The 12160-nt window shown below is 62.8% G+C and carries 12 protein-coding genes and 1 pseudogene; 8 read left to right on the top strand and 5 right to left on the bottom strand.

Going from position 1 to position 12160, the window contains the following annotated elements:
• Positions 1 to 14: 14 nt before the first annotated feature.
• The 3 genes from GZ092_RS07015 to GZ092_RS07005 all read left to right on the top strand — a co-directional run bounded on the left by GZ092_RS07015 (position 15) and on the right by GZ092_RS07005 (position 2498).
• On the top strand, positions 15 to 473 hold the full coding sequence (locus GZ092_RS07015) for a MerR family transcriptional regulator (protein ID WP_293635662.1): 459 nt from the start codon (positions 15 to 17) through the stop codon (positions 471 to 473).
• Positions 474 to 765: 292 nt separating this feature from the next.
• Complete coding sequence (locus tag GZ092_RS07010; protein WP_293635660.1) at positions 766 to 1740, top strand: ABC transporter ATP-binding protein; 975 nt, start codon at positions 766 to 768, stop codon at positions 1738 to 1740.
• Entirely contained in the window at positions 1737 to 2498 is a 762-nt protein-coding gene (locus GZ092_RS07005) for an ABC transporter permease (RefSeq protein ID WP_293635658.1), read from the top strand. The genes GZ092_RS07010 and GZ092_RS07005 overlap by 4 nt, the downstream gene beginning before the upstream one ends.
• A gap of 169 nt (positions 2499 to 2667) precedes the next feature.
• Here the strand turns inward: GZ092_RS07005 and dkgB are convergent, their stop codons facing one another.
• On the bottom strand, positions 2668 to 3480 hold the full coding sequence (gene dkgB, locus GZ092_RS07000; RefSeq protein WP_293635656.1) for a 2,5-didehydrogluconate reductase DkgB: 813 nt from the start codon (positions 3478 to 3480) through the stop codon (positions 2668 to 2670).
• A 173-nt stretch (positions 3481 to 3653) separates the two neighbouring features.
• Between dkgB and GZ092_RS06995 the strand changes: the two genes are divergently transcribed.
• The gene (locus GZ092_RS06995) at positions 3654 to 4781 is read left to right on the top strand and encodes a DUF3616 domain-containing protein (RefSeq protein WP_293635654.1); all 1128 of its coding nucleotides are present in this window, start codon (positions 3654 to 3656) and stop codon (positions 4779 to 4781) included.
• 143 nt (positions 4782 to 4924) lie between these two features.
• Here GZ092_RS06995 and GZ092_RS06990 read toward each other — a convergent pair whose 3' ends face one another.
• The gene (locus GZ092_RS06990; RefSeq protein WP_293635652.1) at positions 4925 to 5155 is read right to left on the bottom strand and encodes a hypothetical protein; all 231 of its coding nucleotides are present in this window, start codon (positions 5153 to 5155) and stop codon (positions 4925 to 4927) included.
• A 133-nt stretch (positions 5156 to 5288) separates the two neighbouring features.
• Here GZ092_RS06990 and GZ092_RS06985 point away from each other — a divergent pair, with 133 nt between their 5' ends.
• On the top strand, positions 5289 to 6566 hold the full coding sequence (locus GZ092_RS06985; RefSeq protein WP_293635650.1) for an amidohydrolase family protein: 1278 nt from the start codon (positions 5289 to 5291) through the stop codon (positions 6564 to 6566).
• Positions 6567 to 6715: 149 nt separating this feature from the next.
• On the opposite strand, the gene GZ092_RS06980 is transcribed toward GZ092_RS06985, so the two are convergent.
• A complete protein-coding gene (locus tag GZ092_RS06980; protein ID WP_293635648.1) occupies positions 6716 to 7639 on the bottom strand; it encodes a restriction endonuclease in 924 nt (307 codons plus the stop codon).
• Between the two features lie 223 nt (positions 7640 to 7862).
• Between GZ092_RS06980 and GZ092_RS06975 the strand changes: the two genes are divergently transcribed.
• From GZ092_RS06975 to GZ092_RS06965, 3 genes are all read left to right on the top strand, one after another.
• Entirely contained in the window at positions 7863 to 8201 is a 339-nt protein-coding gene (locus GZ092_RS06975; protein ID WP_293635646.1) for an XRE family transcriptional regulator, read from the top strand.
• Positions 8202 to 8477: 276 nt separating this feature from the next.
• Positions 8478 to 9947 (top strand): RNB domain-containing ribonuclease, encoded by a 1470-nt coding sequence (locus GZ092_RS06970; RefSeq protein ID WP_293635644.1) that lies wholly within the window; start codon positions 8478 to 8480, stop codon positions 9945 to 9947.
• A gap of 125 nt (positions 9948 to 10072) precedes the next feature.
• On the top strand, positions 10073 to 10348 hold the full coding sequence (locus GZ092_RS06965; RefSeq protein WP_293635642.1) for a YkvA family protein: 276 nt from the start codon (positions 10073 to 10075) through the stop codon (positions 10346 to 10348).
• Positions 10349 to 10540: 192 nt separating this feature from the next.
• Here the strand turns inward: GZ092_RS06965 and yjjJ are convergent, their stop codons facing one another.
• Together yjjJ and GZ092_RS06955 are read right to left on the bottom strand one after the other, a co-directional pair.
• Positions 10541 to 11854 carry a type II toxin-antitoxin system HipA family toxin YjjJ gene (gene yjjJ, locus GZ092_RS06960; RefSeq protein WP_293635640.1) on the bottom strand — a complete coding sequence of 438 codons (1314 nt, stop codon included), beginning with the start codon at positions 11852 to 11854 and terminating at the stop codon, positions 10541 to 10543.
• 166 nt (positions 11855 to 12020) lie between these two features.
• Positions 12021 to 12160 (bottom strand): annotated as a pseudogene (locus GZ092_RS06955) (type I glyceraldehyde-3-phosphate dehydrogenase); the annotation flags it as partial.

Here is a 12160-nt window from a genome sequence, read left to right as displayed (position 1 = left end):
TTGAAGGTCAAGCCATGCCTGCCGAAAAACCCCTGCACCTGATCGGGAAAGCCGCCGCCCTGAGCGGCGTCAGCACCGCCAACATCCGTTTTTATGAAAAGGAAGGCCTGCTGGCGCCCGGCATGCGCGCGGCCAACAGCTACCGCAGCTATTCAAGCGGTGACATTCACCAGCTCAGGTTCATCCGGCTGTGCCGGGCCATGGACATGTCGCTGGGCGAAGTCCGGACGCTGCTGAACCTGGACCTGGCGGAAAAAGCCGACTGCGTCGCCGCCAATGCCACGCTCGAATCGCACATCGCGCATGTCGGCGAGCGGCTTGCCGAACTGCAGGCGCTGCAGCAAGACCTTCAGGATTTGCGCGCCCGCTGCGACGGCACCGGGCCGCAGTGCCGCATCATGGAAGCGCTGCATGAACGAGCCAAACACCTGCCGCGTGAAGACGCCAGGGCGCGGGCGCACCGCCATGTGTGATGCAGCGACGCGCCAAGTCCTGACGCGTAGCACGGAAATCAGGCGGTTCACCGGCGAGTGCCAAACGCCCTGTCCCCGCCATGCCATCACGATGGGAAACCCGCGCAAAAACAGGCGACCGCTAAACTCGCACACCCTGCCGCGCACGCAGCCCCGCCAAGCCTTGATGCCCGCAACGCACCCGGCGGCCTACTGGGCAAGTGCCGCGCCGCATTCTGCAGGTGCTCCATTTTTAATAGCTTCCAGCGCCCGTGGTGATTGCGCCAACAGCCTTTTTTTATAAGAATTTCCTGTGCAAACGATTATTTCCATTCAAAAGCTGAGCAAGGTGTATGCCTCGGGGTATCAGGCCCTCAAGTCGGTGGACCTTGACATCCGGCGCGGCGAGATTTTCGCGTTGCTGGGCCCCAACGGCGCGGGCAAGACCACGCTGATCAACATCGTCTGCGGCATCGTCAAGCCCAGTTCGGGCAGCGTGACGGCCGACGGACACGACATCGTTCGCGACTACCGTGCGGCGCGCGGCATGATTGGGCTGGTGCCGCAGGAGCTCTCGACCGACTCGTTTGAAACCGTCTGGTCCACCGTCAGCTTCAGCCGGGGCCTGTTTGGCAAGCCGGCGAACCCGGCGCACATTGAAAAGGTGCTGCGCGACCTGTCGCTGTGGGACAAGAAGGACAGCAAGATCCTGACGCTGTCGGGCGGCATGAAGCGCCGGGTGCTGATTGCCAAGGCGCTGTCGCACGAGCCGCGCATCCTGTTTCTCGACGAACCCACCGCCGGGGTCGATGTCGAATTGCGCCAGGGCATGTGGCAGATGGTGCGCAACCTGCGCGAAAGCGGCGTCACCATCATTTTGACGACGCACTACATCGAGGAAGCCGAGGAAATGGCCGACCGCATCGGCGTCATCAACAAGGGCGAGCTGATTGTGGTGGAAGACAAAGCGGTGCTGATGCGCAAACTCGGCAAGAAGCAGCTCACGCTGCAACTGCGCGCGCCGCTGCAAACCCTTCCCGGGGCACTGGCCGGTCTGCCGCTGGAGCTGACCGAAGGTGGCCAGACGCTGGTCTACACCTTCGACACCCAGCAGGAGGAAACCGGCATCGGGGAGCTGCTCAAGCAGCTCGCCGGCCTGGGCATCGACTTCAAGGACCTGCATTCGAGCGAGAGTTCGCTGGAAGACATTTTTGTCAGCCTGGTGCATGCGGGCAAACCGGCACAGCCGCCGGCCATCGACACGAAAAACAACAAGGAACTGGCATGAACTGGTACGGCATCCGGGCGATCTACCGGTTTGAAATGGCGCGCACCTTGCGCACGCTGGCGCAGTCGATCATTGCGCCGGTGATCTCGACGTCGCTGTATTTCGTCGTGTTCGGCGCGGCCATCGGCTCGCGCATGGGCGACATCGACGGCATCAGCTACGGCGCCTTCATCATTCCCGGCCTGGTCATGCTGTCGCTGCTGAATGAAAGCATCTCCAACTCGGCCTTTGGCATCTACATGCCCAAGTGGTCTGGCACGATTTACGAACTGCTGTCGGCGCCGGTGTCTGCCATGGAGGTGGTGATGGGTTACGTCGGCGCGGCGGCGAGCAAGTCGGTGCTGCTGGGCTTGCTAATCCTGGCGACGGCGCGGCTGTTTGTGCCCTACAGCATTGCGCACCCGTTCTGGATGCTGTGCTTTTTGCTGCTGACCGCCGTGACCTTCAGCCTGTTCGGTTTCATCATCGGGCTGTGGGCCGACAACTTCCAGAAGCTGCAGATCGTGCCGTTGATGGTGGTCACGCCGCTGACCTTTCTGGGCGGCGCGTTTTACTCGATCAACATGCTGCCGCCGCTGTGGCAAAAAGTCGCGCTGTTCAACCCGGTGGTCTACCTGATCAGCGGCTTTCGCTGGAGCTTTTACGGCGTGGCCGATGTCAACGTCGGCATCAGCGTGGCCGCCATCCTGGGCTTCCTGGCGCTGTGCCTGTGTGCGATCTGGTGGATTTTCCGCACCGGCTGGAAACTCAAGGCCTGAGCGCCTCCGGTCGCTATGCTTCTGGTAGCTGCTTGCGCTCGCCACCAAAGCGATGCAGGCAGATTTGGCTTGAATTTTTGGAACCACAGCAAGCGGCGGGGCGGTCCGATGGAACACCGGACCAACCTCATACGGCCAATCTGGAGGGCGACGCCCAACCCTGTGCCAGTCAGTCCCAGACAGGCGCCAGGGCTTTGGGATCAACTTCGCGGCCGCCCCGGTCCAGAGCAGCGATCTGTGCCATCTCGTCCTCTGTGAGTTCAAGCTGTTGCGCCTGCAGGTTGCTTTCCAGGTTGGCACGTTTTGTTGACGAGGGAATCACCGAAAACCCCAGCTGCATGGCCCAGGCCAGTGCAACCTGCGCGACGCTTGCACCGTGCTGCTTCGCAATTTGCCCAAGCACCGGGTCCTGCAGCACCTTGCCATAGGCCAGCGTCATGTACGAGGTGATGTGAATGCCCTGGCTGCGCGCAAAATCCACGACCTTGCGGTTTTGCAGATAAGGGCTCAGCTCGATCTGGTTGGTGGCAATGTTGCCGGCACCCACCAGCTTGATGGCGCGTTGCAGGTAGTCGATGTTGAAGTTGGACACCCCGACCAGCCGGCTCAAGCCCTGTGCCTTGGCCTGCATCAGCGCGCCCAGGGTTTCTTCCAGCGGCACCGGCTGGCCGGGTGCCGGCCAGTGGAGCAGCGTGAGGTCCACCTGGTCCGTGCGCAGCTTGGCCAGACTCTCCTTGAGGCTGGGAATCAGCAGCTTTTGCGCAAAGTTGTCGGTCCAGATCTTGGTCGTGATGAACACATCTCCGCGCGGCACGCCGCTGGCGGCAATCGCCTGGCCAACCTCGGCTTCATTGCGGTAGATCTGTGCGGTGTCGATGGCGCGGTAACCCAGTTCAAGCGCGGTGCTGACGGAGTCGATGACGACCTGGTCTTTCAGGCGAAAAGTGCCCAGGCCGAAAGCGGGAATGGTTGAAGGCGTCACGTTGGTTTCCTTTTTTGAAGAGAGATAGGCAAGCCACCTTACTGGCAGGTGAAAACAATGGGCGGGCAAAGGGACTTTGCGACATGCCAGAGCAGCCACACCGTCGCGAACATCGAGCCGCCAGTCCGCCATCAAGCAGTGACGCACACTCCGCACTCCGCTACAGTGCCGCGATGCACATGACACGATCACATGCCCCATGGCTTCAGCGGCTGCTCACCCTGGGCCTGAACCTTGGCCTGAGCGCCAACCTGCTTGCGCAGCCAGCGCCGCCCAGCGTCAAACCCGACAGCGGGCCGTGGGACAGCGGCGCCGGTTTTCACTTTGACCTGAAAAAGAAGAAGCTGCAAAAAACCCGCCAGTCCGTCAGCGGCATGGCCTGCAACCTGGACGCCAGGCAGCAGCGTATCTGCCTGCTGGCGTTTGACGAAGGCGCCGAAGCCCGTTATGCCTTCGTTGGCCCGCAGGCCCTGCGCATCGACGCCGAGCCCGTGGTGCTGCGCGACACCACCGACGAGCTCGACGCCGAAGCTGCCGCCACCGACGGCCGTTATTTTTACGTCACCGGCTCGCATTCGGCCAAGCGCGGCGACTGCGCCAGCAACCCCGGCAGCCGCCACGTGATTCGCTTCAGGCTCGACCCGGCCACGGGCCGCGCCTTGCGCTCGCCAAACGGCGCGCTGGTGGACCATGCCGACAGCGGCAGGCTCTGGCCGCTGATTCAGGCGCAGCCCGAGCTGGCCCCCTATGTGGGCGATCGCAAATGCCTGGGCGACGAGCCACCCAGCGAAGCGCCCACGCTGGCCGGCCAGCAAGGCGTGAACATCGAAGGCATGGCGGTGCAAAACGGGCAGCTGTATTTTGGTTTTCGCGGCCCGGTTTTAGAGGGCGTGGCCCGGGTACTGGCTGTGAATGCCGAGGCGCTGTTCAGCCCTCAGGCAGCCAGCGCCCCCAAGGCCACCGTGACCCGCCTGGCGCTGGGCCAGCGCCGCGGCATTCGCGACATGGTGGCCGTCAAGACCGGCTTTTTGCTGCTGGCCGGACCCGACGACAGCCGCGCCAGCCAGGACGCGGGCTGGACGGTGGCCTGGTGGGACGGCAAGGCCGACGCAAGCCGCGTGGTGCAGCCCAAAATCCTGGCGGCGCTGGACCTGGGCAGCGTGAAATTGCGCCAATGCGACAAGGAACTCAAGCCCGAGGCCATCACGGTGCTGGAAGAAACGCCCGCAGCCTACAAGCTGCTGGTGCTGTCGGACGGCCTGTGCGACGGCGGGCCGCTGGCCTTCACGGTGGCGCGCTGAGAGAATCCGCATTCATCTGGCCAAATTGCTCCCGAAATAATAGCTATCAGCGCAAGCGAGTATTGCGCAAAAGGCATATTTCAACCATTTTTCAGCTGCCCGGCCTGCGTTAGCCCGTCATTCCTGCGCGGGAATGACGCGCCTCAGGCCAGCAATGCGGCACTCACTGCGGCTTCATCCAGCACGGCAAACGCCATGTTGTGCCGGTCAGTCAGCGGGCCGCCGCCCGGAACCACCTGGCCATCGGCATCCTGACCCAGCGCTTTGAACTTCCACATCGCGCCAATCAGCTTGAGGTTGCCGACGCACTGGCCCTGGCGGTCGAGGACACGAACCACCTGGTCGTTCGTGCGGTGCAAGGTGAGTTGATTCAAGGCGGTGGTTCCGGTCGGGTGGGTTGTTCAAAGGTCCAGCGAAGAGTTTAGCGACCCGCGCAATCCGCGCCCTGAAAATCCCTGGCCGGTTAATCTCGGGCCTTGCCGAATCCTTATTTGAAAAGGCCGAAAGATGCTTGATTTACTCGTCAACAACGCCAGCCTGCCCGACGGCCGCACCGGCATGTCGGTGGCCGTGCAAGCGGGCCGCATCACCGAAGTCTCGCCCGGCCTGGACGCCCCGGCGCACGAAACCATCGACGCTGCCGGCTACCTGCTCAGCCCGCCCTTCGTCGATGCCCATTTCCACATGGACGCCACGCTCAGCTACGGCCTGCCGCGCGTCAACGCCAGCGGCACGCTGCTCGAAGGCATCGCGCTGTGGGGCGAACTCAAACCCCTGCTGACAGCCGACGCCCTCATCGAACGCGCCCTCGCCTACTGCGACTGGGCCGTCGCCCGGGGCCTGCTGGCGATCCGCAGCCACGTCGATACCAGCGACCCCAGCCTGCTGCCGGTCGAGGCGCTGCTCGAAGTCAGGCGCCGCGTCGCGCCTTATATCGACCTGCAACTGGTCGCCTTTCCGCAGGACGGCGTGCTGCGTTCCAAAGGCGGCCTGGAGAACCTGAAACGCGCGCTGGATATGGGCGTGGACGTGGTCGGCGGCATCCCGCACTTCGAGCGCACCATGCTTGACGGCGCGGCCAGTGTGCGGCTGCTGTGCGAACTGGCCGCCGAGCGCGGCCTGCTGGTCGATATGCACTGCGACGAGAGCGACGACCCGCTGTCGCGCCACATCGAGACGCTGGCCTTCGAGGCGCAGCGGCTGGGCCTGCAGGGCCGCGTCAACGGCTCGCACTGCACGTCGATGCATTCGATGGACAACTACTACGTCAGCAAGCTGCTGCCGCTGATTGCCGAGAGCGGCGTCAGCGTCATCGCCAACCCGCTGATCAACATCACGCTGCAGGGCCGGCACGACACGTACCCGAAGCGGCGCGGCATGACCCGCGTGCCCGAACTGATGGCCGCCGGCGTGAACGTCGCCTTCGGCCACGACTGCGTGATGGACCCGTGGTACGGCATGGGTTCGGGCGACATGCTCGAAGTGGCACACATGGGCTTGCACGTGGCGCAGATGACCAGCCAGCAAGGCATCCGCGCCTGCTTCGACGCGGTGACGGTGAATGCGGCGAAGGTGATGCACCTCGAAGGCTACGGCTTGCAGGCGGGCTGCGACGCCAGCTTCGTGCTGCTGCAGGCGCGGGATACGGTCGAGGCGATTCGGTTGAGGGCTAACCGGCTGAAGGTTTGGCGCAAGGGGATGCTGGTGGCCGAGACGCCGGAGGTGGTGGCGCGGTTGGAGTTGCCGGGGCGGGCTTCGGAAACCCGCTTCATGCCTTTCCAATAGACGCCTGATTGACTTGGGCATGCCTGGCCAGGCAAGGCGAATGCTGCAGGACCCGCCTCTGACTTTCAAGGTAAATCCAGCGATGGTCACTTTTACCTTGAAGAAAACTGCTCGGTGCATCCAAGTGCTGCAGCGTACTGGTCAAAATATCAACCTTCCTCGAAATAGTCGGAATCAACACGCTTGACCACGTAAGACGCTGATACTGAAACACCCACATCAAAATCAATCATCAGGGCAGATAACGCTTTGCCGTCAATGAGAACAACCTTTGTGTCGATTCTTGACGCGTAATCAACCGCTTCCGCCGTGTATGTCGAAGTGGTGATGAAAACGCCTTTTCTAGCACGCTGGCCTTGAAGTGCCCCAACAAACTTTTGAATTTCGGGGCGCCCCACTGATCCTTGCCAGCGTTTCGCTTGAATGAAGATGGCGTCAAGGCCGAGACGATCTTCCTTGATGATTCCGTCAATACCGCCATCGCCTGTTTGCCCAATGCGCTCGCCCGCATCGCGTCTGGAACCACCGTAGCCCATCTTCACAAGCAGATCAACAACAAGTTGCTCAAAAAATATGGGTGAGCAGCTCAGGATTACGGAAAGCAGTTCCTGCGCGAGTTGCTCACGCAAGCCTTGGTAAGCAAGCTCGATTGCTTCCTCTGGGGTTGTTGTAGCCGCAGGTATTGCTGCAGTCAGCCCCAAGGCGGTTGTAGTCCCGTTCGTTGATTTGGAAATATCTTTGAATTCCATGAACTCCGGGAACTGCTCCAAAAACTTTCCATCTATTCGAATCGGATTTGTTGACAGAATTTTGAGCCCTCTGCCAGTGATCTTGAACACTCCACGCTTGGGCGACTCGATGAGGCATGCCTTTTTTAAGTATGTTCTTGCCCAACCGATCCTGTTTTTGAAGATCCCCTGCTGTCCGCTTGGTAGCAGTTCTGCGCGCTCTGCATCGGACAATTTGAAATATTTACCCAACGATTCTTCGGCTTCGCGGAGGGAGTGCTCTTTGCTGTCACCGAGAAAATCCAGAAAAGGAAGCATACAAATTTGGTAGTCGGGAATAGCCATGCCCAGAGGATAACGGCACCAAAGATTAGGAAACGAAGTAATCAATAAGTCTTGACTGGGCAGCTTCGGTCGAATTCTGATCTTGAGGGTAATCAAAACTGAGTGCGCAGGGCTTGGGAAAGCTTGGCGACACCAACTTTCGCATCGTCTTGAACTGCAAGCTTTTATCAATTTTTGTTAAATCAAAACTTGACAATAATATCTATTCGTTAAACTATGGTTTATGCCAAAATCAGCCTCAGCTCTGGAAACCCTCCCACCCGCCGCCACCGCCGCGCTGCGAAAACTCGGCGCTGACCTGACCACCGCGCGCAAGCGGCGCAAGCAGTCCCTGCGTGCATGGGCCGTGCGGCTGGACGTTTCCGTCCCCACGCTCATGAAGATGGAAAAGGGCAGCGCGGCGGTGTCTATCGGCGTGTACGCCACGGCGCTCTGGATCATCGGCCGCCATGAAGCCTTGGGCCTTGTGGCCGATCCGAAAGAGGATGCCGCTGCGCTTGAAAACGAGATCAGTGTGGCAGCCCAGCGGCACCGCCGCAGCCCTGCAACGCCCAAGGAATGAGCAACATGGCTGAAAAGTAGATTTCCCAAGACCGCCTGTTCCTATGGGGGCTGGGCAATCCATCCCGGCCGGACTCAGGTCCAGTGGGTGGATTTTTCGAATTCCAAACGGAAAATTCAAGTCAAACAAGCCTTTTGCGCTTACTGGACATGCGCAGGCAGCTATTTTATTTATAGCATTTATTCAAGGAACGCTGAAAACCTTGCCGCTCTGCAGTGCCGCAAGCCCAAACCGCAGCCAGCGGGTAAAGTAAACCAACTCCACCACGGCCACCGCATGAACCCCATCAACCTCCACCAGCTCGCCGTCGAGGCCATGCGCACCCGGGGCCTGCTGCCCGCTTTTGCGCCGCAGGCCTTGCAAGAGGCCGAGGACGCGCGCCAGGCAGCGCCCGAACGCAGCGGCGCCATCCGCGACCTGCGCCATATGACCTGGTTTTCCATCGACAACGACGACACGCGCGACCTGGACCAGCTGAGCGTAGCCGAGGCGCTGCCGGATGGCGCCGCGCGTCTCCTGGTGGCGGTGGCCGATGTGGACACCAAGGTGGCTCCCGGCAGCGCAGTCGATGGTCATGCGGCCGCCAACACCACGTCGGTGTACACGGCGGCCGGCGTGTTCCCGATGCTGCCCGAAGTGCTGTCGAACGACCTCACCTCGCTGCATCAGGACCAGGAGCGCCTGGCGGTGGTGGTTGAGATGCAGGTCGAGGCCGACGGCACAGTCTCTGGCTCCAGCGTTTACCGGGCACGGGTCGTTAACCGCGCCAAGCTCACCTACGACGGCGTGTCGGCATGGCTCGACGGCACGGCGGCCGCACCGCCGCAGCTCGCCAGCGTGGACGGGCTGGAGCATCAGCTTCGCCTGCACGACACCCTGGCCAGCCAGTTGCGGCAATGGCGCCAGACGCGCGGCGCGCTGAATGTCAACCCTGCTTCTGCCCGGCCGGTGTTTGAGGACGGGCAGCTGGTGGACCTGCGCCCCGATGTGAAAAACCGTGCCATGGACCTGATCGCCGACCTGATGATTGCGGCCAACGGCGCGACGGCGCGCTATCTGGTGGAGCAGGGCTTCCCGTCGCTGCGCCGCCTGTTGCAGGCACCCCGTCGCTGGGACCGCATCGTCCTGCTGGCCGCCAGCCACGGCGTGCAGCTGCCCGCGCTGCCCGATGCGCTCGCGCTGGACCACTTCCTGAATGCGCGCCGGCTGGCCGACCCGGCCGGGTTTGCCGACCTGTCGCTGGCGGTGGTCAAGCTGCTGGGCTCGGGCGAATATGCGGCCGCTCCGGCTGCAGCGGCCGGTGCGCCAGCGGCCACGGGCATGGGCCACTTCGGGCTGGCGGTGAACGACTACGCGCATTCGACCGCGCCCAACCGGCGCTTTCCCGACCTGGTGACGCAGCGCCTGCTGAAAGCCGCCATTGCCGGCGAGGCGCTGCCGTATTCGGCCGAACAGCTTGCCGACATCGCCAAGCACTGCACGCTGCAGGAAGACAACGCCAGCAAGGTAGAGCGCCAGGTGCTCAAGGCCGCAGGCGCGTGGCTGCTGCACGGGCGCATCGGCGAGGTGTTCGACGCCATCGTCACCGGCGCCGCGCCCAAGGGGACTTTCGTTCGCATCTCCAGCCCGATGCTTGAAGGCCGGGTGGTGCGCGGTTTTGAAGGGCTGGACGTGGGCGATACCGCGCGCGTCAGGCTGCTGGCGGTGGATGCGGAAAAAAGCTTCATCGACTTCGAGCGCGCCTGAGCGCTGCGTGCCGCCCGCCGGGCGGGCGAATGTAACGCCCGGTGAAAACCCCTTGCAGTCGCCCCGGCCAGCGCCATCTGCGCTGGATACGGTCCCGCCGGGAACCGATTGAGGAAAGAACCGCCATGTTGAAACGCCTGACCCTGCTCTGGACTGTCGTGCGCGGCGACGCGCGGCAGTTGTGGTTTGCGCTGCGTCATCCGGATGCGCCGGGCTGGCTGAAATGGGGCACTGCGCTGATTGCGCTGTATCTCTTTTCGCCCATTGACCTGATTCCCGACGTGCTGCCGGTGATCGGCATGGTCGATGATCTGGTGCTGGTGCCACTGGCGATCCGCTGGCTGCTCAAGCGCCTGCCGCCGCACATTGCCCAGGCAGGTGCAAGGCGACGCGCCGGCTGAGGCCATGCGCGGGCGCCGGGGCCGGTTAAAGCAGAACCCGCCCGACTGGCCATCACGGCGGCAAGGAATACCGCATGATTCGCTACTCAATCAATAGCTGCAAACGTATATGCAGCGAGCGCAAAAGGCTTATTTGATGCTGAAACTGTCGTTTACCAAACTGAACGAACGCGTTGCAGCGCGCGGGCAGCGCTACAACGTGCGCAGGGTTTGCAGGTTGTGCCCCGCCATGGCGCGAAAACCTGCCGAGATTCGCGCGTCCTGTGCGGCGCTTTGCCAGAAGGCGATGGCCAGTTCCCGGGCCTGCGTCCACTGGTCGAGCGTGGCGGCGCTGGGCTGCAGCGGGCGGGCGGCAAAATCGCGCGGCACCAGTTCGCCGCCCACCGGCGCGTACAGCATGGGCAGCATGTCGTAGGTGGGCGACAGCCGCCAGTCGTCGTCGTCAAGCAACAGGGAAATGTTGCCGTAGTGCCGGTCGGTGTTGGCAATCAGCACGCCGTAGGCTTCCAGCAAGCGCAGGTGCGCCGCGTCCTGCGGCCTGAGCAGTGAGCGCGCCTCCATGCGGCGGGCGGTGGCGGCCCAGTTGTCTTCCTCGCCGACATACTGCGCGTCATAGACCTGCAGCGACACCATGCCGATGCGCCCGGCGGGGGTGCGGTCAAAGCGCTCGGACTCCAGGAACATGCGGTTGTCGATCAAAAACACCTGCGTGCGGGCGGCGGGCAGGCCGGCGCCGGCCAGGGTTTGCAGCGCCAGGTGCTCGCACACCAGCAGGTCGCGGGTGCGCTGGTCCACGTCGGAAGCGCCTGCGGGCGAGAATTTGACGATCACCGCGCGGCCACCCGTCAGCGTGCAGAACTTGGGCTGCTCGCCGCCGGCTGACGAGCCGGGCAGCGCGCCCCGCATGGCCTGCTGCGCCAGGCGCGGGTAGTCGGCGCTGGAGGCCGCCCGCGAAGCACGCTCGCCCAGCGTGTGAAAACGCTCGAAGGCCGGATCGCCCACGATCAGGTTGCCCGGCAGGTCGTCGCCAAAGCTGGCCAGCGCCTTGAGCGCGTCGTCGGCGCTCCAGTGGCGCGGATCGGCCGCCAGCCCGAGCGCGGGATGGGTGTGGGCAAAGGTGCGGCCCATGAAGCCCTGCGGGCGCATGTCGTCCAGAAACCAGGGCAGGCCGGCGTGCAGTTCGCTCACGCCATCGGCCTCGTCAACCCAGAAGCGCCCGCCCGGCAGCGGCACGATACGGCCAAACGGCGTGACCTGCCCGCGCGCATCGACGCGCATCACCGGCAGCTCGCTCCCCGCGCCCGGAATGCGGCGCGGCAGCAGGTAGCGCCGCGCCCGTGCCGCGCCGGTCTGGCGCACATCGCCTGCCGCCAGCAGGGGCGCCAGCGCGCGCGACACGGTCGATTGGCTCACGCTCAGGCGCGCCTGCAACTCGGCGCTGGTGGCCACGCCGCCTTGCGCGCGCAGGGTGGCCAGCAGGGCGTCATTCAGTGCGTGGGTTGCCATTGGCGAGGTTGATGAATAGATTTATGCATAAATACTTTCAGCCCTCATCATAGCTATCTGCGAATTTTTTCATATTTTTTGAATAGATACTTTCCAAAATAAGAGGATAAAGTCCGGGCAAAAAAAACGCACCCGAAGGCGCGTTTTTGACGAAAGCAAAGAAGGTTTACTTCGACACGACCCGCGCCATTTCCAGGCACTTGTTTGAGTAGCCCCATTCGTTGTCGTACCAGGCGACGATCTTGATGAAGGTGCCGTCCAGCGCAATGCTGGCGTCCGCGTCAAAAATCGAAGTGCGCGTGTCGC

Source organism: Polaromonas sp., assembly GCF_010365105.1.
Lineage (GTDB): Bacteria > Pseudomonadota > Gammaproteobacteria > Burkholderiales > Burkholderiaceae_C > Polaromonas.
This window is presented reverse-complemented; position numbering and strand designations above follow the sequence as displayed.